The organism is Edaphobacter sp. (genome assembly GCF_028283685.1).
Taxonomy (GTDB): Bacteria; Acidobacteriota; Terriglobia; order Terriglobales; family Acidobacteriaceae; genus Edaphobacter.
The window spans coordinates 194,589-218,957 of record NZ_JAPWKF010000005.1 but is presented as its reverse complement, the minus strand read 5'-3'; the positions used below and the strand labels follow the sequence as shown (position 1 = coordinate 218,957).

The 24,369-nt window shown below is 63.1% G+C and carries 20 protein-coding genes; 8 read left to right on the top strand and 12 right to left on the bottom strand.

What is annotated here, in order from left to right; genetic code table 11:
* Positions 1-15 precede the first annotated feature (15 nt).
* The 7 genes from PW789_RS08010 to pheT form a co-directional block, all read right to left on the bottom strand.
* On the bottom strand, positions 16-1,125 hold the full coding sequence (locus tag PW789_RS08010; protein ID WP_299374026.1) for an RluA family pseudouridine synthase: 1,110 nt from the start codon (positions 1,123-1,125) through the stop codon (positions 16-18).
* Positions 1,115-1,861: a prolipoprotein diacylglyceryl transferase gene (locus PW789_RS08005; protein WP_299374024.1), complete on the bottom strand. Its 747-nt coding sequence runs from the start codon at positions 1,859-1,861 to the stop codon at positions 1,115-1,117. Before PW789_RS08005 ends, PW789_RS08010 begins: the two co-directional genes overlap by 11 nt.
* A gap of 279 nt (positions 1,862-2,140) precedes the next feature.
* A complete protein-coding gene (locus tag PW789_RS08000; protein ID WP_299374021.1) occupies positions 2,141-2,776 on the bottom strand; it encodes an FMN-binding negative transcriptional regulator in 636 nt (211 codons plus the stop codon).
* 56 nt (positions 2,777-2,832) lie between these two features.
* Positions 2,833-3,867, bottom strand: coding sequence for a redoxin family protein (locus tag PW789_RS07995; RefSeq protein ID WP_299374018.1), 1,035 nt, complete (start codon positions 3,865-3,867; stop codon positions 2,833-2,835).
* Positions 3,868-3,934: 67 nt separating this feature from the next.
* Positions 3,935-4,303: a cell division protein ZapA gene (locus tag PW789_RS07990; protein ID WP_299374015.1), complete on the bottom strand. Its 369-nt coding sequence runs from the start codon at positions 4,301-4,303 to the stop codon at positions 3,935-3,937.
* 24 nt (positions 4,304-4,327) lie between these two features.
* Positions 4,328-4,585: a cell division protein ZapB gene (locus tag PW789_RS07985; protein ID WP_299374012.1), complete on the bottom strand. Its 258-nt coding sequence runs from the start codon at positions 4,583-4,585 to the stop codon at positions 4,328-4,330.
* Positions 4,586-4,695: 110 nt separating this feature from the next.
* The gene (gene pheT, locus PW789_RS07980; RefSeq protein ID WP_299374009.1) at positions 4,696-6,816 is read right to left on the bottom strand and encodes a phenylalanine--tRNA ligase subunit beta; all 2,121 of its coding nucleotides are present in this window, start codon (positions 6,814-6,816) and stop codon (positions 4,696-4,698) included.
* A gap of 132 nt (positions 6,817-6,948) precedes the next feature.
* On the opposite strand from pheT, the gene PW789_RS07975 reads away from it, so the two are divergent.
* From PW789_RS07975 to PW789_RS07965, 3 genes are all read left to right on the top strand, one after another.
* A complete protein-coding gene (locus tag PW789_RS07975) occupies positions 6,949-7,452 on the top strand; it encodes a nuclear transport factor 2 family protein (protein WP_299374007.1) in 504 nt (167 codons plus the stop codon).
* A gap of 92 nt (positions 7,453-7,544) precedes the next feature.
* Positions 7,545-7,892 (top strand): phage holin family protein, encoded by a 348-nt coding sequence (locus tag PW789_RS07970; RefSeq protein ID WP_299374005.1) that lies wholly within the window; start codon positions 7,545-7,547, stop codon positions 7,890-7,892.
* Between the two features lie 77 nt (positions 7,893-7,969).
* Positions 7,970-8,527: a hypothetical protein gene (locus PW789_RS07965; RefSeq protein WP_299374003.1), complete on the top strand. Its 558-nt coding sequence runs from the start codon at positions 7,970-7,972 to the stop codon at positions 8,525-8,527.
* Positions 8,528-8,584: 57 nt separating this feature from the next.
* On the opposite strand, the gene pheS is transcribed toward PW789_RS07965, so the two are convergent.
* Positions 8,585-9,700 carry a phenylalanine--tRNA ligase subunit alpha gene (gene pheS / locus PW789_RS07960; RefSeq protein ID WP_299374001.1) on the bottom strand — a complete coding sequence of 372 codons (1,116 nt, stop codon included), beginning with the start codon at positions 9,698-9,700 and terminating at the stop codon, positions 8,585-8,587.
* A 149-nt stretch (positions 9,701-9,849) separates the two neighbouring features.
* On the opposite strand from pheS, the gene PW789_RS07955 reads away from it, so the two are divergent.
* Positions 9,850-10,926 (top strand): Dyp-type peroxidase, encoded by a 1,077-nt coding sequence (locus PW789_RS07955; protein WP_299373999.1) that lies wholly within the window; start codon positions 9,850-9,852, stop codon positions 10,924-10,926.
* Positions 10,919-11,728: a family 1 encapsulin nanocompartment shell protein gene (locus PW789_RS07950; RefSeq protein WP_299373997.1), complete on the top strand. Its 810-nt coding sequence runs from the start codon at positions 10,919-10,921 to the stop codon at positions 11,726-11,728. The genes PW789_RS07955 and PW789_RS07950 overlap by 8 nt, the downstream gene beginning before the upstream one ends.
* Positions 11,729-11,732: 4 nt before the next feature.
* Here PW789_RS07950 and PW789_RS07945 read toward each other — a convergent pair whose 3' ends face one another.
* Together PW789_RS07945 and PW789_RS07940 are read right to left on the bottom strand one after the other, a co-directional pair.
* Entirely contained in the window at positions 11,733-12,647 is a 915-nt protein-coding gene (locus tag PW789_RS07945; RefSeq protein ID WP_299373994.1) for a hypothetical protein, read from the bottom strand.
* A gap of 81 nt (positions 12,648-12,728) precedes the next feature.
* Complete coding sequence (locus PW789_RS07940; protein ID WP_299373991.1) at positions 12,729-14,240, bottom strand: UbiA family prenyltransferase; 1,512 nt, start codon at positions 14,238-14,240, stop codon at positions 12,729-12,731.
* Positions 14,241-14,458: 218 nt separating this feature from the next.
* Here PW789_RS07940 and PW789_RS07935 point away from each other — a divergent pair, with 218 nt between their 5' ends.
* Genes PW789_RS07935 through PW789_RS07925 form a run of 3 tightly spaced genes read left to right on the top strand, consistent with a single transcriptional unit; the run spans position 14,459 to position 22,412 of the window.
* Positions 14,459-15,916 (top strand): efflux RND transporter periplasmic adaptor subunit, encoded by a 1,458-nt coding sequence (locus tag PW789_RS07935; RefSeq protein WP_299373988.1) that lies wholly within the window; start codon positions 14,459-14,461, stop codon positions 15,914-15,916.
* Complete coding sequence (locus PW789_RS07930; RefSeq protein WP_299373986.1) at positions 15,913-19,092, top strand: multidrug efflux RND transporter permease subunit; 3,180 nt, start codon at positions 15,913-15,915, stop codon at positions 19,090-19,092. Before PW789_RS07935 ends, PW789_RS07930 begins: the two co-directional genes overlap by 4 nt.
* 56 nt (positions 19,093-19,148) lie before the next feature.
* Complete coding sequence (locus tag PW789_RS07925) at positions 19,149-22,412, top strand: efflux RND transporter permease subunit (protein WP_299373983.1); 3,264 nt, start codon at positions 19,149-19,151, stop codon at positions 22,410-22,412.
* 71 nt (positions 22,413-22,483) lie between these two features.
* Here PW789_RS07925 and glgP (PW789_RS07920) read toward each other — a convergent pair whose 3' ends face one another.
* Both glgP (PW789_RS07920) and glgP (PW789_RS07915) read right to left on the bottom strand, forming a co-directional pair.
* Complete coding sequence (glgP, locus tag PW789_RS07920) at positions 22,484-23,410, bottom strand: alpha-glucan family phosphorylase (protein ID WP_299374385.1); 927 nt, start codon at positions 23,408-23,410, stop codon at positions 22,484-22,486.
* Positions 23,319-24,269 carry an alpha-glucan family phosphorylase gene (gene glgP, locus PW789_RS07915; RefSeq protein ID WP_299373980.1) on the bottom strand — a complete coding sequence of 317 codons (951 nt, stop codon included), beginning with the start codon at positions 24,267-24,269 and terminating at the stop codon, positions 23,319-23,321. The genes glgP (PW789_RS07920) and glgP (PW789_RS07915) overlap by 92 nt, the downstream gene beginning before the upstream one ends.
* Between the last annotated feature and the right edge of the window lie 100 nt (positions 24,270-24,369).

The window sequence follows — 24,369 nt, the reverse complement described above, 5'->3', positions numbered from 1 at the left end:
CAAAAAAGATGGCCGCTAATCGGCACGGGTGGTCTCAAGATAACCCACCAGCTCCGGCGGCAGCTCAGATTCCACTGTAAGCTCTTTCCCTGTCTTGGGATGCACAAACGAAAGCCGGGCCGCGTGCAGGAAGTTTCGGTCCAGCGAAAGCCTCAAACCGCCCTGCCCCACCTGGTGTGGCGCGCCATAGAGCGTGTCGCCCACCACCGGATGCCCCATCGCCTGCAGATGAACGCGAATCTGGTGCGTACGGCCTGTCTCGATCTTTACCTCCACCAGCGTGAAGTCGCCATAAGTCTCCGAGTGGATCCGCTCCAGCACCTTCACGTGCGAGACCGCCGCCCGTACCCCTTCGCTGTCCGCCGAGCGCCGCGTCGTCATCCGCATCCGCCGCACCAGATCGCGCCCGATCGGCAGCTTGATCGTGATGTTCTCCTTCGACAGCCGCCCATGCACCAGCGCAAGGTATGTCTTCTCCAGCTCACGCGCGGCGAACATCTCACTCAGTTTGCGATGCGTGCTGTCGTCCTTGGCCACCACGATGATGCCGCTGGTCTGCTTATCCAACCGGTGAACGATCCCCGGTCGCAGGTCGCCGCCCACATTCGACAGCTTGCGGAAGTGATGCAGCAGCGCGTTCACCAGCGTGCCGTGGTTGCGCGCATCGTCCGTCGCGCCAGACCCCGCATGGACCATCATCCCTGCAGGCTTGTCGATCACCGCCAGCTGCTTGTCCTCATACAGAATCGTCAGCGGAATATCCTCGGCGAACGCATTCAGCGGCGGCGGATGCGGCGCGCCGTCGATCTCGATCTGCTCGCCGCCCTCGATCTTCAGCTTCGGCTTCGCGGTCTGACCGTTCACGCGCACCTGGCCGTTCTCGATCAGCAGCTGCACCCGCGAACGCGAGATGTCGGGAATCGTCTGCGCCAGGTACTGATCGAGCCTCAGCCCCTTGGCCTCGACGGCTGCGGTGAAGACATGCAGATGCTCCTCTGCGTCATCTTCCATCTCGAGCACGGGAATCACTGGCGGCGCCTCGGGCTCCGCGTCGCGCTGCGCTCGATACTCCGGCTTCACGGTGTGGCGTCGCTGCCCCTTCGGCAGCATGTTCTTAGACGGCATGCGCCACCTGCTTTCTTGGCTGTTGCCATACGATGCCCGCAATTGCAATCATGCCCAGCGCCACCCATTGAATCGGGTCGAGCAGATTGCCCATCGCCGTGTCGAAGAACGCCGGCTCGCGAACAAACGTCAGCAGAAACTGTGCCAGCCCGCACAACGCAAAGGCCAGCGCGAAGAGATCACCGTTGCGGCGCCGCAACGGCAACAGGCGATATAACACCGCCGTAATCAGAAACGCCGCAATCGCCGCATAGACTCCCACCGGATGCACCCGCACCTTGTCGGCGATCACCGTCGTCGCCCAGGGAAGATTGCTCGGCGTGCCGGGATCGCTGCCCTCAACGTAGTGCCCCAGCGCAAGAAACGCCCACGTCAGCACACCGCACGGAGCCCACGCATCCAGCAGCGGCAGCAGCGGCAGTCCGCGCACCCGCAGGTAGACCAGCAGGGCAACAACCGTCAGCAACAGTCCCAGCGGCGTCAGCGACGGCACCATCAGCAGAAGGATCGGGTACGAGAGAAAGCTTTTCAGGTTCGTCGCCACCAGCAGCGCCCGCGAGATGACAAACGCCGCGATGATCGCAAACAGCCCTGCATCCCACACGCGGTCGGCGTTCAGGCCGACCGCCGCTGCAGTGCGCACACTCAGCGTCAGCGAGGCCATCAGCCCGATCGCTGCCAGCACGCCGAAGGTCGGGATCGTCAAAAATCCGAAGTGAAGAAAGTTGGGATGCACGGAGAGAGATTACAAGAAGACCGACCCACTGGGCCGTGCGCAGATGCGCTGGTGAACCCGTCCTAAGACGGCGGGACCCTGCCGTGGTTCTTTAGGCATTCCGGACTGGCGGACGTTGCACACCGAACCATATATACGAGCCAGGCCCCTGTTCAATGAATGTTGGTTCAACCAGCGTTAATCGCGTACCTGCTTTGCAGGCCGGTCTCTTGAGTTGTGATGCTACCTGCCCCGTCCTGCGATTGCAAGTTGACGGCAGGCTGTAAAATAGACGCTTCGCTACCCGCGTTCTCCCCTCACCAGAGACCGCATCGCAAGACTCATCTCCGAGCCCAGCTCCTCTAATCCCTCCGCCACACGCATGCGCGTCGCCTCATCCTGGTTCTGGCTCACCTTCCACTTGCCTTCCAGCCGATCGATCGTCAGCTCGATCCCTACGATGCCCTTCGCAATCGCGGCCACATAATCCGCAGGCGCATCGGCCACGCTCCAGGGCTTCACGAACGAGGCCTCATGCGTATCGACCAGCGTGTTCAGATGCTCCAGCAGCCACGCCGCGTCCTCGATCACGCGCAGCGTGCCGTAGGCATGCACCACGGCATAGTTCCACGTCGGCACCACCTTGCCGCTGACCTGCTTCTCCGGATACCATCCCGGCGTGATGTAGTGCTCCGGCCCGGAGAAGATCGCCAGCGCCGGCACCGACGCATCGAACTTTTTCCACTGCTGATTCGCTCGCGCCAGATGTCCGCGCAGCACAGCCCTGGTCTCGCTCTCGCGATGCAGCACCACCGGCAGATGCGTCGCAAACAGCCCCGACGCGCCCATCGTCACCAGCGCCGCCAGCGGATGCGACCGCATCAGCCCGTCCAGCACTTCGAGCCGTGTCTCTTCATTGAACTTCGGAATATACATGCCGTCTCCACCGCATCATAAATGGAGAGGGCCGGGGTAATGGAGAGAGCCGGGGGTCAGTTGCCAACGGAAGCCGTCTCAAGCTGGCGGGCAGACTTCGCCTTCGCAATCAGCTTCTTCAGCTTCCCTTCCACATCCGAGCCCTCCCCCAACATCTCCGCCGTCAATACGCCGTCCGAGTCGATGGTGAAGTAGTGCGGAATGGCGTTGATGCCGAATGACGTTGAAAGCGAGTGATCCGCATCGCGATACTGCACCCACGTCATATCGTTCTTCGCAATGAAATCCTTCCACTTCGCCTCATCCGAGTCCCAGCTCACGCTGATTATCACGAATGGCTCATTGGCGAACTCCTTCGCAATCTTCTTGATATGAGGAAGTTCGCGATTGCAGGGACCGCACCACGTCGCCCAGAAATCGATCAGCACCACCTTGCCGCCCATCTCGTCGAGAGAAAACTTGCGGCCATCCAGCGCCGCCACCGTAAACGGAGGCGCCATCTTTGCCAGCGACAGCTCCGGATTCTCAGCAAAGTGCTGCGCTCGCGCATACCCGGGGTCCCTCGGAGAGAGGCAACTGACGCATGCCTTGAACTCGTCCCGAGCCGCGTCCATCTTCTTCAGACGCGCCAGGGTCTTGCCGTCGTAAAAATGCGCCGTCACATTCTTCGGATAATCGGCGATCGCAGCGGCAAAGGCCGCGTGGGCAGCCTCAAGCACCTCAGGCTTATTCTTATCGCCTGCCTGTTGAAATAAAGCGAGACCGCGATCTCCCTCTGCCACAGACTTCGCCCTCGCATCACCCGAAGCCAGAACCAGATCATTGGCGGTCTTCGCGGCATTCTTGTAGTCGCCAAGCTTCATCTGCAGCATGAAGACCTGGTCAAGCGATGCCCCATCCTTTCCCCCCGCAATCTTATTGGCCTTGCGATACGCATCGATCGCAAACAGATACGAGTGCTGTGCCGTCAGCTTCTTTCCTTCGGCAACGGCGGCAACATATGCAGGATCGTTCTTGAACTCCTGCGCAAGGATTGTGAGGGAAGAAAGAGGCAGAAAAGATAAGGCGAAAAAGTACAGAAAACGTCGCATCGTGCTACTCCATTGATGTTCGATACTTCATCATCAATAGACAGCTCTCGAAATTCAACAAAAACCGCTAACCGGCCTTGCGCTCTTCCAGCACCTCGTCCAGAAGTCCGGCCAGCGAACCGGCACGCGAGCGCAGCGTCACCTGTGACAGCGACATGCTGCCCGACAGGCTCTCGTAGCGCGACCGCAGCGTCTCCAGCTCGTCGACGATATTCAACGCCGCCAGCACCGCTACACGCAGCGAATCCACCGTATTGCCATGCGCCGAAACCGTACGCATCTTCGAATCCACCGTCCGCGCCAGCTGTTCGATATAAGCCGGGTCGGTGCCGCGAAGGTGATACACCTGGTCGAAGATCTCGACAGCGATAGACTGCCGCTCCTGCGGAGCCTCAGCCTGCATCTCCGGTGAGCTGGTCTGCGTCGTCTGGTCCATCGAGATCTCCTTTCCCGGCTGTTCTTACAAAAGTTCGTCCATCTGCTCCAGCATCTTCTCCACCCGATGCTTGACCGACTCGCGGTCCTTGCTCAGCGTGTTGACCGCCGCCTGGGCCTCGCTGGCCACCAGCGTCTGGAACTCAAGCTGTTCCTTCAGGTTCGTGATCTCCGCCTCGAGCCTGGCGCGCGTCTCACGCTCCTGCCTCACAATCTCAACTGCGCGATGCACCTTCTGTTCAAGTGCCTGGAACTCGTCAACGCTGACCTGGGCTGTGCTCATCTGTTTTCTACTCCTGCTCACAAGATTCTTCGCCAGTATAGATGCCACAAAGGTGGAATTTCCTCAGGCTGAACCACGCTGGATTCGCGTTTTTTTCACAGGGCAACCGCCTAGGCCCTCTGCGTGCCGCCTAACTCTTTCAGCGCATCGACGATCGAGGTCGTCCATCCGGCGATCTCTTCCTCGCGCAGCGTCCGCTCCGGCGACTGGAAGACCGTCCGCAGCAGCAGCGAATACTGCCCATTCGGAATCGCCTTGCCCTTTGGATCGCGGAATATCTCCACCGGCGCCAGCCGCGTCAGCTCAGGAATCGACAGCGCATGAATCGCCTCCGCAATCGCCTTCCACGCCACGCTGTCCGCGAAGACAAACGAGAAATCGCGCTCCGCCGCCTGGAACCGCGACAGGTCGTGCGCCGTCACCCGCTTCAGCGGCAGCTCATACAGCTTCGCCAGGTCGAGCTGCGCCAGGTACACCGGCTGCCGCAACTTGCGCGATTCGCGCTGTGCCGTGGCCAGTTCCCCGAAGACCGCCAGCGGCTGCCCGTTCAGCAACGCCACCGCGCCCCGTCCCTGCTCCAGCCACGCCGGTCCATTGGCCGTCGTAAACGACAGCCCGGCCTCGCCGCCCTGCAGCGTAAATAAAGATGCCAGTGACTCCACCACGCCCTTCAGCTCGAAGATCGGCGCATCCGCCGCGGCATGCAGCGCCGTCGCCGCCAGCGATCCGCTCGTCAGCCCCAGCGAAAGCTGTGCGCTCTCATGCACCTCGGTGACAAAGTCGCCGTCAACCGCAAGCGTGCCGGTGAAGGACTGTCCCTGCTCAAACAGCCGCACCTCGCGCACATCGCGATTGATATTGTTCGCCAGCATGCCCAGCATCCCGGGAGCCAGCGCCGGACGCAGCAACGACGCCTCCTCCGACAACGGATTCTCCATCGCCACCGTCTGCCGTCCTGCTTCAGCCGCATAGAAGACCGCGGCATCGTCGCTGCTGGCAAACGTGCTCGAGACCGCCTCGCTGTAGCCCAGCTCCAGCAGACGTGTCCGCACCGCATGCTCCGCCGCAGCCGTCGGATACTCCACCACCGGCAGCGGCGTCGGCAGCGTGTTGGCAAAACGGTTGTAGCCGTACACGCGCGCGATCTCTTCAATCAGGTCGATCTCGCGTTCCAGGTCCAGACGCCACGAAGGCAGCATCACCTGGTAGATCTCCAGACCGTGCAGCAGGGGCGCGCAGCCCAGCGAGGTCAGATACTGCAACACCGTCTCGCCTGTAATTCCCTCCGCGTCGATCGTCGTCCCCAGGTGACGCCGCACCTCGGCAACCGCAAGCTCAATCGACGGACGCTTTGCCGTCTTCGCTTCGACCTCAGCGTCGATCACGTCGATCATCTCGCCCTCAGGCTTGCCGCCCGACTCCAGGATCAGCTCCGACACCAGCGCGTTCGCCAGTGGAGCCGCATTGAAGTCGGCGCCGCGCTCAAACCGGTGGCTCGCATCCGTGTGCAGCAGGTGACGCCGCGAGCTGCGCCGCACGCTCGCCTGATCGAACCACGCCGCCTCCACCAGGATGTTCTTCGTCTCCGGCGTAATCATCGAGTCCCAGCCGCCCATCACGCCCGCCAGCGCCAGCGCCTTCTTCTCATCGGCCACCACAAGGTCATCGGCCTCAAGCGTTCGCTCCGTCCCGTCCAGCAGGCGCAGCTTCTCGCCCTTCCGCGCCAGCCGCACCACGATGCCCCCCTCGATCTTGTCCAGATCGAAGGCATGCGTTGGATGCCCCATGCCCAGCAGCGTAAAGTTGGACGCGTCCACGGCATTCGAGATCTGCTTCTGCCCCAGAAGCCCGAAGAACTCCGCCACGCGGCCCGTGCTCGGCCCAATCGTCACTCCTCGCAGCACCTGCGCCGTAAAGCGGCCGCACAGGCCCTTAGCCTCCGGCGCGATGCGCACCGAAAACGGCTCATCGACCAGCGTCCCCACAGGAAGCTGCGGGTGCAGCGGAGCCAGCGGCAGATTGTAGATCGTCGCCGCCTCGCGCGCGATGCCGTAGTGGTTCATCGCATCCACGCGGTTGGTGGTGATGTCCATCTCGAACAGGTGCCCGCTCGCCAGCGGATGCACGCCTTCCACGGCGATGCCGCGCAGGGTCAGGTCATCGGCAAGTTGCCGGTCGGAGACGGTAAGCGTAGGGAGATAGTGGCGCAGCCAGCTGGTAAGAACTCTCATGATCGACGCCTTCCAGTCTAAATGCTGCCGCACACACACCCAACCACGCGGCCCCCCACATTGCCGGCCCGCAAGAACTTTTTTCACCGCCAGAGCGTACTGCCCCAGAAGTTTCTCGAACGGAGTGTCCCCATGAAAGCACGCTATGCCTTGCAGATCGCCATGTTAGCCGCCACCCTGATGACGGCAGGTCCCGCCGCCCACGCCCAGAAGGTCCCACCGCTCGACCAGATCAAGACCCGGCAGGAGCTCGAATCCGCCATCACGGCACTCGACACCGCCGTCTTCGACGCCTACAACACCTGCGACCTCGTAAAGTTCAACTCTCTCTTCACCGACGACGTCGAGTTCTACCACGACCAGGGCGGCGTCACCCTCGGCAACAAGGAGCTCACCGCCAGCGTAAAGAAGAATATCTGCGGCACCACCACCCGCGAGCTCGTCCCCGGCACCCTGAAGATCTACCCCATGAAGGGCTATGGCGCCGTAGAGATCGGCGAGCACCACTTCCTCCATCCCTGGAAGCAGGACCACGGGGTCGTCGGCCGCGGCCGCTTCATCATGCTCTGGCAGTACAAGGACGGCGCCTGGAAGATCACCCGCGTCATCAGCTACGACCACAGCCTCGCACAATAGCCAGCCGCCCCGCCGCTGCTTTGGGATATGCTCAAGGGGCGCGAAAGCCGCGCTGCCCCACACACCACCTGTATCCACGAAAGGAATTGGCTATGCGCTGGTTGTTGCACTGGATCGTCAATGCCGTCGTCCTGCTGGTCGTCTCTCACTTCGTCTCCGGCTTTCAGATCAGCGGCCTGCTCTCGGCCATGTTCGCCGTCGTCATCATCGGCTTCGTCAACGCGACGCTCGGTCTCCTCCTCAAGGTGGCGACCTTCCCGCTCTCCATCCTTACGCTTGGCCTCTTCGTCTTCATCATCGACGCCATCGTGCTCTGGTTTTCGAGCAAGCTCGTCCCCGGCTTCCACGTCAACGGCTTCACGCCCGCGCTGATCGCCGCCTTCGTGCTCGCCCTCATCCAGATGCTCCTCGGCTTCTTCGGCGTCGATAAAGAAGCCTAGCTCCACTCGCTGTCCGGGCCAGGGATCGCGCCCCACTCCGGGGCGCACCCTTATCTCTATTTCCTGTGAGGTGAAGAGTGCCCGAAGCGGAAAAGCCCGTTGCTGAAAAAAAGGAGAGCTTCTGGACGACGCTGCCCGGTATCCTCACCGGCATCGCGGCCCTGACGACCGCCGTTACCGGCCTGTGGGTCGCCACCGGCCCCCACTCCACCATCAAAGATTCCGTTGTCGTATCCACCGCGGCTCCGGCAACCGTAACTACGCCGCAGGCTGGTAGTAGCGCGACCCCAACAGCCTCTGCACCAGCAGCCGCAACTCCGGCAGCGCACACCGGCGTCACCGTCATCTCACGCAAAGGTGTGACGACCCATCTTGCCGCGGCAACCTTTCACCACAACTCCACCGACGACGCCATCCAGCTCAGCAGCGGACAGACCATCGCCTTCGAAAAGATCAAGGCCATCGACTTCCTCTCCGTCGACGACAACGCGCACCTGGTCGCCGTCAGCGTCAGGCTCGGCAGCGGAGCCACCGTCGCAGGTTCGCTGGGGCGCGACTACGCCTTTCAAGGCGAGAGCGACCTCGGCCCCTTCAGCATCTTCGTCAGTGACGCCAGACAGATCGTCTTCCAATAAGCGGTTGTGAAATAAGTCGGGTGCCCCACTCATGGCGCAAAGCGCCATGAATGGGCCTTACGCGAACTGCTCCAGGAAGCGCATGTCGCCCGAGTAGAAATGGCCGATGTCCGAGACGCCATGCAGCATCATCGCAATGCGCTCCACGCCCATGCCGAAGGCAAAGCCCGCGATCTTCGCCGGGTCATACGCATCGTCGTCCGGATTCACCCTGCGCCGCTCCGCCGTCACAGCGGCAAACACCGCCGGGTCCACCATGCCGCAGCCCAGCAGCTCAATCCAGCCCGAGTGCTTGCACTTCCGGCATCCCGAACCGCCGCAGAAGATGCAGCTGATCTGCACATCCGCCGAAGGCTCCGTAAACGGGAAGAAGCTGGGGAAGAACCTCGTCTTCACCGCCGAGCCGAACAGCGACTTCATCGCATGGTCCAGCGTGCCCTTCAGATCGGAAAAGGTAATGTCCGGTCCGACACAGAGACCCTCGATCTGGTGAAAGATCGGCGAGTGCGTCGCATCGGCGGCATCGTTGCGATGCACCTTGCCCGGAATCACGATCCGGATCGGCGGCTCCTGCGCGATCATGGTGCGAATCTGCACCGGCGACGTGTGCGTGCGCATCAGCAGACGGTCGCGTGAGGGACGCACCTGCTGGCCTGCAATCTGCAGCGTGTCCTGCGTGTCGCGCGCCGGATGGTTCGGCGGAAAGTTCAGCGCCTCGAAGTTATAAAAGTCGCTCTCCACCTGCGGTCCCAGGTTGGTCGAAAAGCCCAGCTGGTGGAAGACCCGGACCACCTCGTGCATCGCGGAGATCAGCGGATGCGCGATGCCCGGCTGCCGCACCGTACCCGGCAGCGTAATGTCGATCCCCTGTACCGTGGCCGACGAAGCCGCAGCCGCCGGAGCCTCCAGCGCCTGCTCGATCTGCTGCTTCAGCTGGTTGAAGCGCATGCCCAGCGGCTTGCGCGCCTCCGCGGGCGCCGACTTCAGCCACGCATCGGAGACAAGCTTCAGACGACCCTGCTTGCGGCCAAGCCAGTTGAGCCGGAAGTTCTCCTGCGCCTCGGTTGTCTTCAGCTCCGCCGCCTGCTGCCGGACCTCGTCCGAAAGCGTCGCAAAGGCAGCCTCCAGCGAGGCCTCATCGTAGTTCGAAAGCTGGGGAATCATCTCACTCATGGTCAGCAACAAGAATATATGAGGAGCCCCGCCTCCAGCCTCATCCAGCCCCCCTCACCCACGCAATTCACAGAAACGACACCGCATAGCGAATCCTTCCGTTCATCGCGAGACTCTATACTGATGACGACTCGCTAAAACGGAACGCCATGGCTACCCAAAACGAACTCAACGAAATCGTCCTGTCTCAGGGCGTCGTCGGCCCGCTGACGCGCGCTGCGATCTTCCTCGTCGTCTGCATTCGCCCCGACCGCGAGGCCTACTCCCAGGTGCAGGATTTCTGCGCCGGGCTCTCCGGCCTGGTGCGCGCCGTGGAGTTCCGCGACGTCGAGGCTGGCCTCACCTGCGTCGCCGGATTCGGCTCCGACGCCTGGGACAAGCTCTTCGGCTCCCCCCGCCCGGCAGAGTTGCACCCCTTCCGCGAGCTTCGTTCCGGCACCCGCCACGCCGTCTCCACCCCCGGCGACATCCTCTTCCACATCCGCGCCAAACGTATCGATCTCTGCTTCGAGCTGGCCACGCAGATCATGGAAGCCTTCGGCGATGCCGTCACCGTCGCCGACGAGGTGCAGGGCTTCCGTTATTTCGACGACCGCGACGTTATGGGCTTCGTCGACGGCACCGAGAATCCGCGCGGCGATGCCGCACGCGAGGCAGCCATCGTCGGCTACGAGGACCCCGCCTTCTGCGGTGGCAGCTACGTCATCGTGCAGAAGTACCTGCACGACATGAAGGCCTGGAACGCTCTCTCTACCGAGGCACAGGAGCGCGTCATCGGCCGCCGCAAACTCTCCGATATCGAGCTGAGTGAGACCGAGAAGCCTTCGAACGCACACAGCGCTCTTACCGTCATCGAAGTCGACGGCAAACAGCTGCAGATCCTGCGCGACAATATGCCCTTCGGCCGTCCCGGCCACGGCGAGTTCGGCACCTACTTCATCGGATACTGCCGCACCCCCAGCACCACTGAAAAAATGCTGGAGAACATGTTCCTCGGACAGCCGCCCGGAAACTACGACCGCATCCTCGACTTCAGCACCGCCGTCACCGGCGGCCTGTTCTTCGTGCCCTCGTCCACCTTCCTCGACAACGTCGGCACAGATCCTCTGCCCGTCGCCGTTGCAGCCGAGACAGAAGCACCACCGGCCACCGAGCCGCCCACCACTGCGCCCGCGCAGGACACATCACTGAAGATAGGATCACTAAAAGGAGAGTCGAATGAATAACCTCCACCGCGAGCTTGCGCCGATCTCTGACGCCGCATGGGCAGAGATTGAAGAAGAGACCACACGAACGCTGAAGCGCTACCTCGCCGGACGCCGTGTCGTCGATGTGCCCGCCCCCGCAGGCATCACCCTGCCCGGCGTCGGCACCGGCCACCTGCAATCCATCGCCGCCCCCGACTCCGGCATCCTCGCCCGCCAGCGCGAGGTCAAGCCGCTGGTCGAGCTGCGTGTGCCCTTCGAGCTCTCCCGCGCCGCCATCGACGACGTCGAGCGCGGCTCCGAGGACTCCGACTGGCAGCCCGCCAAGGATGCCGCAAAGAAGCTCGCCTTCGCCGAAGACCGGGCCATCTTCAACGGCTACGCCGACGCCGGAATCCAGGGCGTTCGCGAGGCCACCAGCAACCCCATCGACACCCTTCCCGCCGACGTCCGCGACTACCCCGACGCCATCGCCCACGCGCTAAGCCAGCTTCGACTCGTCGGTGTCAACGGCCCCTACTCCGTCCTGCTCGGCGCCGACGAGTACACCGCGCTCGCCGAAACCCGCGATCACGGCTATCCCGTCCTCGATCACGTCAAGCGCATCGTCAACGGCAACATCGTCTGGGCGCCTGCCATCGAGGGCGCAGTCGTCCTCTCCACCCGCGGCGGCGACTTCGAGCTCAACATCGGCCAGGACGTCTCCATCGGCTATCTCAGCCACACCGACGAGGTCGTAAAACTCTACCTCCAGGAGACCTTCGTCTTCCGCGTCCTCACCAGCGAGGCCTCCGTCGTCCTCTCGCCTTCCAGGAAGGCCTAGTCACTCAACTCCGCTCACCGGCCAGCCGATACGCCCGTCCGAACAGGCCCACCAGCCTGCTCCCGGACGGGTCGGCTGACGGGTCGACGGGAAGGTAGATCGAGGTCCCCTCGCGTCGGCAGAGGACATTGCTCACCACCATCGCCCGCATCAGCCGGATGGCAGACCGCACCTCTCCGCAGTTCACTCCCAGCCAGCCGTGATAGTCGCACCCCGTCGCCGGAAGACCGGTCGCGGCATGAATCTCCTCTGCGACTCTGCCCCGCAGAGCCTCGAAGGCAGCGCCCCGGGTATCGTGCGGAGAAAAGGGCGCCTGAATCAGCGGCGACTCCTCCTCCATGATCTCGAACAGCTCCGCGACTGCCCGATGCTGCTCCGCCGACGTATGCTGCAGCCAGTAGTGTGCCGTCTTCGCAATAGACGTGATGACGTTCTTGATCTCTTTTTCCACGCGATACGCCGGGCCAGCCGGAAGATGGAGCACCATCCCCTGGCAGTGTGCCGAAACGTTCTCCATGTTGATGGCCCGGGCCAGCCAGCCAGCCATCGTGGCACTGGGGCAGTCGACATGGATCCACCCCGAAATCAGCGAGGGTTCGGCTGCCAGTCCTGTCACCATGCCGACCCCGCGGCATAGCTCCTGCACCACCTGCCTGTAGCGCGCCGCATCCGGCCCGATCTCCGCCTTCGTGGCCGGCTCCAGCAGGGTCCCTTTATGCGGAGGCCCTCCCGCCATCGCCAGGTCGCAGAACGATCCCCAGATCTCATCCCAGGCGACGCGTCCGTCGCTTCCATACTTCAGGCCCGCCGATCCCATCGAGACCGGCTGCACGTCTTCGTAGCTCTCCCGGTACTCCTCGGGAAGCAGAACCTTCAGGCGTGCCTCGAACACCTTGTACTCGTCACTGCGCTCGTTCATCAGGCACCTCTGGCTCGGGCGCTCCTGTATGCTCCGGCGGCCCTGTCTATGGTGCCATCCGGAGTTGCGTCAGCGCATCCTCTACAGCGCAGACAGCACAATCGCCGCCACCAGCACGCCCAGCAGCAGGCTGCGCTTGTCCGTGATCGCGTACACCACCGGGTCCTCGTCCAGCTCACCGCGCGAGGCCAGCAGCCACAGCCGGCTGATCCACAGCAGCAGCACCGGCACCAGCAGCCAAAGCCGCCGCGTATGGCTGTACAGCTGCGCCGCATCCAGGTTGGAGATATACAGCGTCAGCACGGCCACCGAGACATATCCCGACGCCGAGCCAAAGCTGCGCAGCTGCTCGATATCGGCGATATGATAGCCGCGGCCCTTCGCCGAGGCGGCACCCCGCTCACGCAGGTTCTCCAGCTCCGCAAAACGCTTCACAAACGCCAGCGAAAGGAAGAAGAAGATGCTGAAGCTGCCCAGCCAGGTCGAAACCTCTGCCCCCGTCGCCGCCGAACCCGCCAGGATGCGGATCGTGTAAAGCCCTGAGAGCACGATCACGTCCACCAGCACAGCGCGCTTCAGCCGCAGCGAGTAAGCCAGCGTCGTAAACGCATAGACCACCAGCCATCCCAGGAACGCATAGGGCGTCGTCAACCCCATAAAGTGGTTTGTCCCCGGCGTCGCCGATCCCAGGCGCAGCTCCACCCACGGTATTGAGATCGCGATGCTGAAAGAGACCAGCAGGAACAGCACAATCACACCCACGCCGTTCAGCGCCGAAAGGTCGCCCGCCGCAAACGGACGGCGGCGCTTCCGCGGATGGATGCGGTCCACCTCGATATCCAGCAGATCATTCACAATATAGGTCGCTGAAGCACACAGGCCGAACGACACAAACGCCAGCAGCGCGGCCACAATTGGCGCCGTCGCCGTCGCATGCGCCAGCAGCAGCGGCAGAAAAATCAGGACATTCTTCGCCCACTGGTGGATGCGGATCGCCTTGAACCACGCCTTCAGCGTGGAACTCTTCTCCGTGAAGACCCGCACCGGGACGATCTTCTCCCGTCGCATCCCCGCCAGCAGGCCCGAGGTCGGGTTGGCCACCATCGGCTCCCGGCAGACCTTCAACAGCGGCACATCCGGCGAGGCATTGCCGATATAGGAGAAATTGTCACCGAATCTGTGACGAAATGCAGCCAGCTTATTATTGCCGGCTAGATTGTTGGTGCCATCCGAGGCGATCACCCCGGCAAACAGTCCCAGATGATCGGCTACACGCTGAGCCAGCGCGCCGTCGGCGGCGGTCGCCAGGTAGATGGTGCGCCCCTTCGCCTTCTCCTGTTCCAGGTATTGCAGCAGCTCGCGGTTATACGGCAGGTGAACGACGTCAAGCGTCACCGATTCGGTGATGTGCTTCTTAAGAGAAGCTTTACCCTGCGTCAGCCATCCCGGAATCTTCATCAGAAGATTGGGGCGCTGGCGCGCCAGAGCCAGGGTCGAATCGACCAAAGTGTCTGACTTGACAAGTGTTCCATCGAGATCGACACAGAGTACGGTCGAACCGGCAGTGTCAGGCCCGGGGCCGGGGATCGCCAAGCAATATTTCCTTCCTGTGTTGGGCTATCTCGCTGCGATGGAAGAGCTGCTAAAAGATTATGGCCTTTGCGTTACGAGTGGCGAAACCTTCCGTCAACTCCCTGCGTCATTATCAGGTATTCTGGGGATTCTTCGGACAATTTAGACCTACCCGGTGCAACTTTACATCGAATTGTCTTTTTTCTGAGATTGGAATTGAACTTACGGTGAGCGCAATCATGTCGTCAGCACCCATTAGCGAACAAGAAACTCGCACGGCTTCCTCTCCCGAGAAGCCTCACGCCTCCGATCCCGGACCGGAGACCCCGTCGGGCTTCGGCTTCCGTAAGTGGCTCGTTCTGCTCATCATCGTCCTGGTAGTCGGTGCTGCGGTCTGGAAGATTCGCAAGAATACCGAGGAGCAGGCCTCGCAGGATAAGAAGATGTCCGCCATGCTCGACCGGCCCTCTCCGGTGCAGACGGTCGACGTCCAGCAGAAGACCATGCCCATCTACCTCACCGAGCTGGGCACCGTGACCGCCTACTACACCGTCACCGTCAAGTCCCGTGTCGATGGACAGCTCCTCCGCGTCACCGTCCGCGAGGGCGAGAAGGTCCGTAAGGGCCAGCTGCTGGCCGAGATCGACCCCGCCCCCTACCAGGCTGCCCTCGCGCAGGCGCAGGGGTCGCTGGCCCGTGACCAGGCGCAGCACGCCAACGACGAGGCACAGTCCAATCGCTACCGCGCGCTGCAGCAGGCCGGTGTCGTCTCGCAGGAGAGCGCACAGGCACAGGTAGCCGCCGCCGGTCAGTCCAGCGGAGCCATTCTGGCTGACCAGGCCGCCATCCAGGCCGCCAAGGTCAATGTGGACTACACCCGCATCACCTCCCCCATCGATGGCATCGTCGGTCTGCGCCAGGTCGATCCCGGCAATATCGTTCACGCAGCCGACACCACCGGCCTCATCGTCGTCACCCAGCTGCAGCCCATCGCCGTCATCTTCACCCTTCCCGAAGATCACCTGCCCGACGTCCTCGACCTGATGCGCAAGGGCAAGAGCCTCACCGTCGAAGCCTATGACCGCTCCGGCTCCACGCATCTGGCCACCGGCAAGGTGCTCACCGTCGACAACCAGATCGATACCACCACCGGAACCGTCAAGGTCAAGGCCGTCTTCGATAACAAGGACGGCGCTCTCTTCCCCAACCAGTTCGTCAACATCCGCCTGGTCCTGGAAGAGCGTCCCAACGCCATCGTCGTTCCCGCCGCTGCCATCCTTACCGGCTCGGCCGGCAACTTTGTCTACGTGGTCAAGCCCGGCGACCCGCCGGCTGATCTGCAGACTGTGCGCCCCGAGGGCCTGAAGAACTCCAGCAAGTCCAAGGAGACCGCCAACGCGCTCGCCGCCGACGCCAGCAAGAACCAGCCCCACTTCTACGTCGAGGCCCGCACCGTCAAGGTCGACCTCACCGAAGGCAACCAGGTCATCCTCAGCAAAGGCCTCGCCGCTGGCGAGACCATCGTCATCGACGGGCAGGAGAAGCTGCGCAACGGCAGCCGCGTCATCCCGCGCAAGGCCACCAATCCCAACGGACCCAAGGCCAGCGTCAATCCGAACCGCGCCAACTCCGGCGTGAACGCAGCCTCGCCCCATGACGCAACCGCCAAGTCACCCAGTGGAGGACAACAGAAATGAGTCCTTCAAGGCCATTTATTCTTCGGCCGGTGGCCACCTCGCTTCTGATGGTGGCCATTTTACTGGCTGGCTGGGTCGCTTACACCCAGCTGCCCGTCTCGGCGCTCCCCCAGGTCGACTACCCCACCATCCAGGTGATGACCTTCTACCCCGGGGCCAGCCCCGAGGTCATGGCCTCGTCCGTCACCGCGCCCCTCGAGCGCCAGTTCGGCCAGATCCCCGGCATGACGCAGATGACCTCCAGCAGCTCCGGCGGCGGCAGCGTCATCACCCTGCAGTTCGATCTCTCCGAGTCCATCGACATCGCCCAGCAGGACGTGCAGGCGGCCATCAACGCCGCCACCAGCTACCTGCCCAAGGACCTGCCTAATCCGCCCGTCTACAGCAAGGTCAACCCGGCCGACGCTCCCATCCTCACCCTCGCCCTCTCCAGCAGCTCGCTGCCCATGTCCAAGGTCGAGGACATCGCCGACACCATCCTCGCGCAGAAGATCTCGCAGCTCTCCGGCGTGGGTCTCGTCTCGATCAACGGCGGCCAGAAACCTGCCGTCCGCATCCAGGCCAACCCCACCGCGCTCGCCAACTATGGCATGAGCCTCGAGGATCTCCGCTCCGCTCTGGCCACCTCCAACGTCGACCAGGCCAAGGGAACACTCAACGGAACCCACCAGTCGTTCACCATCGGTGCCAACGATCAGCTGCTCTCCAGCACGGACTACAACAAGGTCATCGTCGCCTACCGCAACGGCAACGCCGTCCGCCTCTCCGACGTCGCCAACGCCGTCGATAGCGCCGAAAACCTCTACCAGGCCGCCTGGATGGGAACCACCGCCCGCCTCGAGAGCAAGGACGACAAGGGTAACGTCGTCCCAGCCCGCGATCTCCAGCTCAAGCCGGCCGTCATCATCAACATCCAGCGCCAGCCCGGCGCCAACATCATCGGTGTCGTCGACGAGGTGCAGAAGCTGCTTCCGCAGCTGCGCTCCACCCTGCCCGCCACCGTCACCCTTGAGATCCTCACCGACCGCACCAGCACCATCCGCGCCTCGGTCGCAGACGTCCAGTTCGAACTGATGCTCACCATCGCCCTGGTGGTCATGGTCATCTTCCTCTTCCTGCGCTCCGTCGCCGCCACCATCATCCCGTCAATCGCCGTGCCGCTCTCCATCGTCGGCACCTTCGGCGTGATGTACCTGCTCGGTTATTCGCTCAACAACCTCTCCCTGATGGCGCTCACCATCTCGACCGGCTTCGTCGTCGACGACGCCATCGTGATGATCGAAAACATCGACCGCTATCTCGAGATGGGCGACGATCCGCTCACCGCGGCCCTCAAAGGCTCCGAGCAGATCGGCTTCACCATCCTCTCCCTCACCATCTCGCTGATCGCCGTGCTGATCCCTCTGCTCTTCATGGGAGACATCGTCGGCCGCCTCTTCCGCGAGTTCGCCGTCACCCTTTCGGTCACCATCCTCGTCTCAGCCGTCGTCTCTCTGACCCTGACGCCGATGATGTGCGCCAAGCTGCTGCGCCACAAGCCCGAGCACGAGAAGGGCGTCTTCTATCACAAGAGCGAACAGTTCTTCGAGTACGTCATCGCCCAGTACGGCGTCGGCGTCCGCTGGGTGCTGCGCCACCAGACGCTCACGCTGCTGGTCACCCTCGCGACCTTCATCCTGACCATCTACCTCTACATCATCGTCCCCAAGGGCTTCTTCCCCGTACAGGACACCGGCGTCCTGCTCGGCATCACCGAGGCCCCGCAGACCATCAGCTTCCAGGCCATGAGCATGCGGCAGCAGCAGCTGGCCCGCGTCATCCTCGAAGACCCCGACGTTGAAAGCGTCTCCTCGTTCATCGGCATCGACGGCACCAACTCCACGCTCAACAGCGGCCGCATCCAGATCAACCTGCGCGACCGTGAGCAGCGCACGACCTTCGCCACAGAAGTCATCGACCGTCTCAGCAAGAACCTCAAGAAGGTCGAAGGCATTCAGTGTTATCTGCAGCCGCTGCAGGACCTCACCGTCGAAGATCGCGTCAGCCGCACCCAGTACCAGTACACCCTCGAGGATGCCAACGCCGAAGAGCTGGCCACCGCCACCAACCTCATGGTCGAGAAGCTCTCCAAGCTCCCCGAACTGCGTGACGTCGCCAGCGACCAGCAGCTCGACGGTCTCGAAGCCCACCTCGTCATCGACCGCGACACCGCCTCCCGCCTCGGCATCACGCCGCAGAACATCGACGACACCCTCGACGACGCCTTCGCGCAGCGCCAGGTCTCGACCATGTTCACCCAGCTCAACCAGTACCATGTCGTGCTGGAGGTAGCGCCCAAGTTCCAGCTCAACCCCGCCGCACTCAACAACATTTACGTGAAGAGCTCCAACGGCACCCAGGTTCCGCTCTCCACCTTCACCCACGTCGAGCAGCGCCGCGCCACGCTGGCCATCAATCATCAGGGCCAGTTCCCCGCCGTCACCATCTCCTTCAACCTCGCCCCCGGCAAGTCCATCGGCGACGCCGTCGAGGCCGTCAACAAGGCCAAGGAAGAGCTCAACCTGCCCCCCAGCGTGAACGCTGAGTTCCAGGGCACGGCCCGCGCCTTCGTCGCCTCGCTCAGCAACGAGCCCATCCTTATCCTCGCCGCGCTCATCGTCGTCTACATCGTGCTGGGCGTGCTCTACGAGAGCTACATCCACCCCATCACGATTCTCTCGACACTGCCCTCGGCCGGCGTCGGCGCCATCCTCGCGCTCCTGCTCTTCCACGTCAATCTCAGCGTCATCGCGCTGATCGGCATCATCCTGCTGATCGGCATCGTGAAGAAGAACGCCATCATGATGATCGACTTCGCCCTCGAGGCGGAGCGCGAGCACGGCATGGAGCCGGAGGAGGCCATCTACCAGGCCTGCCTGCTGCGCTTCCGACCCATCATGATGACCACCATGGCCGCCCTGCTCGGCGGCGTGCCGCTGGCCATGGGCACCGGCACCGGCAGCGAGCTGCGCCGTCCGCTCGGTATCGCCATCGTCGGCGGTCTCATCGTCTCGCAGATTCTGACCCTGTTCACCACGCCGGTCGTCTATCTCTTCTTCGAGCGTATTGGCCGTAAGTACCTGCACACGAAGGAAGCCGACGCCCAGCTACACGAACACGCAGTGAGTGGTGACTGATGGAACACGGAACCCACAACAAGGATCTAGTCCGGGCACGCGAAGACGCGGAAAAAATGCCGCGCGCCGCGGGCTTCCACTTCTCCGCGCCGTTCATCAAGCGTCCCGTTGCCACCACCCTGCTCTCGATCGCCATCATCCTCGCCGGATGCGTCGCCTATAAGATGCTGCCCGTCGCCAGCCTGCCCCAGATCGAGTTCCCCGTGATCTCCATCGGTGCCGGACAGCCGGGAGCCGATCCGCAGACCGTCGCCTCGGCCATCGTCACCCCGCTCGAACGCCAGTTTGCCCGCATCGCCGGCATCAACGAGATGACCTCGTCCTCCGGCCTCGGCAACGGCTCCATCATCCTGCAGTTCGACCTCTCGCGCGACATCAACGGCGCTGCACGCGATGTGCAGGCCGCCATTAACGCCGCACGCAGCCAGCTTCCGGCCAACCTGCCGCAGAACCCCTCCTTCCGCAAGATCAACCCGGCCGACTCGCCCATCCTGATCCTCGCGCTCACCTCCGACACCCTCTCGGTACCGCAGATCTACGACGCCTGCGACAGTATCCTCGCGCAGAAGATCGCCCAGGTCGAAGGCGTGGGACAGACCTTCTGCGGCGGCAGCGCCAAGCCCGCCGTCCGCATCGAGGCCAACCCCACGCAGTTGGCCAACTACGGTCTCGGCCTCGAGGCACTGCGTGCCGCCATCGGCACCGTCAACGTCAACCAGCCCAAAGGCTACCTGCAGAACGAGACCACGCGCTGGAGCCTCAGCACCACCGATCAGCTCTTCGGCGCCGACGCCTACGGCCCGCTCATCGTCGCCACCGGCCGCGGCCCCGTCAGCTCCGCCGCCGCCAGCAGCAGCCTGCCCACATCCCTGCAGAGCGCCGTCGCCACCACGACCGTCACCAACAACAGCACCACGCTCGCCGCCAACGCCAACACCAGCGTCGTGCGCATCCAGGACGTCGCCAGCGTCGTCGACAGCGTCGAAGACATCCACACCGGCGGCACCTTCAACGGCAAGCCCGCCATCCTGGTCATCGTCTTCAAGACCTCCACGGCCAACGTCATCACCACCGTCGATCACGTTCTCGATCTGCTGCCGACGCTGCAGGCCTCCATTCCGCCTGCGTTGCGCCTCAGTGTCGTGCTCGACCGTACCACCACCATCCGCGCCTCGGTCAGGGACGTTACCGAGACGCTTATCATCTCCATCGTCCTCGTCATCCTCGTCGTCTTCGCCTTCCTGCGCGAGGTCCGCTCCACGCTGATTCCCTCGGTCTCCGTGCCGCTCAGCCTGCTCGGCACCTTCGGCGTGATGTACCTGATGGGCTATACGCTCGACAACCTCTCGCTGATGGCGCTCACCATCTCCACCGGCTTCGTCGTCGATGACGCCATCGTCGTCATCGAAAACATCTCCCGCCACCTCGAGATGGGCAAATCCCCCTACGCGGCAGCGATGGAAGGTTCCCGCGAGATCGGCTTCACCGTCGTCTCCATGAGCGTCTCGCTGATCGCCGTCTTCATCCCCATCCTGCTGATGGGCGGCATCGTCGGACGACTCTTCCGTGAGTTCGCCGTCACCCTCTCCGCCGCCATTCTGGTCTCGCTGGTCGTCTCGCTCACCACCACGCCCATGCTCAGCGCCAAGTTCCTCGAGCCGCACGATAGGCGCAAGCATGGCCTCTTCTACATCTGGGGCGAGAAGGCACTCAACTGGCTCACCGATGAGTACGACCTCGGCCTCCGCTGGGTTCTCAATCATCAGAAGCTCGTGCTCGCCATCACCATCGGCACCGTCATCCTCAACGGGTACCTCTTCGTCCTCGTCCCCAAAGGCTTCTTTCCCCAGCAGGACACCGGCCGCATCAGCGGACAGATCCGTGGCCAGCAGGACGTCTCCTTCGATTCCATGAAGCAGAAGGTCACCGAGATGGCCCGCATCGCCCACGAAGATCCGGGCATTGAGAACGTCATGGCCTTCGTTGGCGGCGGCGGCCCCGGCGGCGGCGGCTCCAACTCCGGCAACATGTTCATCGCGCTCAAGGACGACAAGCTGCGGCAGAAAAACGGCGACACCGCCGAGGTCATCATCAACCGCCTGCGTCCCAAGACCGCCAACATCCCCGGCGTCACCCTCTACCTGCAATCCGCGCAGGAGCTGCGCATCGGCGGACGCGGCAGCGCCACCCAGTACCAGTACTCGCTCACCGCCGACAACCTCGACGACCTCGACGAGTGGTCGCCCAAGCTGATGGCCGCCATGCAGAAGCTGCCCGAGCTCAAGGACGTCGCCACCGACCAGCAGGACCAGGGCCTCGAAGCCCGCCTCGTCATCGACCGCGACACCGCCTCGCGCCTCGGCGTCTCGCCGCTCACCATCGACGCCACCCTCTCCGACGCCTTTGGACAGCAGCAGGTCTCCACCACCTACATGCCGCTCAACCAGTACCACGTCGTCATGGAGGTGGCGCCGCAGTACCAGCGCGACCCCGACTCGCTCAAAAACATCTACGTCAAGAGCACCACCGGCTCCATGATCCCGCTCTCCGCCATCACGCACTACGAGTCCCGCCGCGTGCCGCTGACCGTCAACCACCAGTCGCAGTCCCCCGCCGCGACCCTCAGCTTCAACCTCACCCCCGGCGTCTCACTCAGCCAGGCCACCGTCGCCATCGAGCAGGCACGCGTCAACATCGGCATGCCCTCCTCCATCCACGGCGGCTTCGCCGGCACCGCGCAGGCCTTCAAGGATTCCCTCTCCAGCGAGCCCATGCTCATCCTGCTCGCGCTCATCGCCGTCTACATCGTCCTCGGCATGCTCTATGAGAGCTTCATCCACCCGCTCACCATCCTCTCCACCCTGCCCTCCGCCGGCGTTGGCGCCATCCTCGCCCTTCTGCTCATGAACGTCGAGCTCAGCGTCATCGCCATGATCGGCATCATCCTGCTGATCGGCATCGTGAAGAAGAACGCCATCATGATGATCGACTTCGCCCTGGCCGCCGAACGGCTCGAAGGCAAGACCCCGCAGGAGGCCATCTACCAGGCCTGCCTGATGCGCTTCCGCCCCATCATGATGACCACCATGGCCGCCCTGCTCGGCGGGCTTCCACTTGCCCTCGGTCGCGGCACCGGCAGCGAGCTGCGTCGGCCCCTCGGCATCACCATCGTCGGCGGACTCATCGTCTCGCAGTGCCTCACCCTCTTCACCACCCCGGTCGTCTACCTCTTCTTCGACCGCCTGCGCGCCCGCGCCGCACGCACCGTCACCCGCCGCAAACCGGCTCACGCCGCACCCCACCCGGTCGCTGGCGACTAGCTTCTTCAGCAACCCCCCGACGCAAAGAACCCCGGTCATCGACCGGGGTTCTTCTTTTTCGTTCAGCAGGCTTACTTGCGGACCTTCGCCAGCTCCGCGATATCGCCCATCTGCTGCGAGCCCGTGTTGATCGCCACGCGCGTATGCGTATCGGTGTAGGGGAAGTACGCGTTGCCCAGGTACTGGCTCAGCATGCGATGCGTATTGAAGAACGTTCCGTTGATGCCGATACAGTGCTGCTGCAGCTTCGCCCACGCGTTCGGGTTCGACCACATCGGAGCGATGCTCTTCTCCAGCTTCGTGTACAGGCTTGCTGCCTCGGCGGCTTCGTTCTCGCCGTCCTCGATCGCCCATCCCGTCGTGTTCTCCGCGCAGCCCTCGATCCACCATCCATCGAGAATCGACAGCGACGGCACGCCGTTCAGCGCAGCCTTCATGCCCGAAGTACCCGAAGCCTCGTACGGACGGCGCGGCGTATTCACCCAGACATCGACGCCCTGCGTCAGCAGCGCGCCCAGCTCCCAGTCATAGTTCTCCACGTAGTAGATCTTCAGCGACGCCGAGTTCAGCTTCACAGCCGCCTCGTACACGTCCTTGATCAGCGCCTTGCCCGCGTTGTCCGCCGGATGCGCCTTGCCCGCGTACAGAATCTGCAGGCCGCCGATCTTCTCCGCCAGGCTCACCAGCCGTGCCGGATCGTCCAGCAGCAGGCTCGCACGCTTGTACGTCGCCACGCGGCGGGCAAAGCCCAGCGTCAGCACCGAGGGGTTGAAGTAGTGTCCCGTGCGCCGCGCCAATACAGCAAACAGCTTCTGCTTGTTCTTGATGTGGCAGGCCGCGATGCGCGCCGGATCAATGCCGTACACCGAACGGAAGTAGCGGTTGTCCGTGCGCCAGTCGGGAATCTCATCGTCGAACAGCTCCTGGAAGCCCTCCGACAGCCACGTCGCCGCATGCACGCCGTTCGTGATCGAGTGAACCTTGTACTCGGGGAACATCACCTGCGAGACCTTGCCGTGCTGCATCGCCACGCCGTTCACATAACGCGACATCGCCCAGTGCGAGGTACGTCATGTTCATCAGGCCGTTGTGCATCCCACCCGCGGCTTCCACAGCCGTGCCGCGATCGTGCCCAAGAACCTGGTACATCTGGTCAGAGCCAAACTGGTCATGCCCTGCCGGAACCGGCGTATGCGTCGTGAAGACGCACTGCTTGCGCACCCACGCGCGATCGGCGTCGGTCGCCTCGGTCACCGCGCGTCCTTTAAGCTTCTGCTCCACCAGGCCGATAGTCAGCAGCGCCGCGTGGCCTTCGTTCATGTGGTAAACCTCGGGATCGACGCCCAGGGCCTGCACAATCGCGATGCCGCCGATACCGAGGATCGTCTCCTGGCACAGGCGATAGTAGGTGTCCCCACCATAAAGATGATCGGTCAGCTTGCGGTCCCACGCGTCGTTGCCCTCGACATCGGCGTCCAGCAGGTAGACCGGCACCACGTGCCCGGTCGTACCCACCACATCGAAACGCCACGAGCGGATCTTCAGCTCGCGCCCCTGCATGTTGATCGTCACCGTCGGGCCTGCCGGAAGCGTCGTCTCCGGTGACCACGGAACGTCAGCCTCGGACTGCTGGCCGACGTCCGAGAGAATCTGCCGGAAGTAGCCGCGGCGATGCGCCAGGGAGACCGCCACCATCGGAGCCGACATGTCTGCCGCCGAGCGAAGAGTATCGCCCGCAAGCATGCCAAGGCCACCCGAGTAGGTGGGAACCGAGGGAGCAAGTGCAATCTCCATCGAGAAGTAAACGATGCTGCGGCGGGAAAGATCGAAGGATTCTGGAGCAGTCGAGGAACTCATCGGTGAGCAATTCCTTTGTGAAGCGCAAAAGTGACGTGCGCCGCCTGCCCAAAACGGCGGCATTTGTTGGGCTATTGGCGTGAGTGTACCAAAGCCCCGT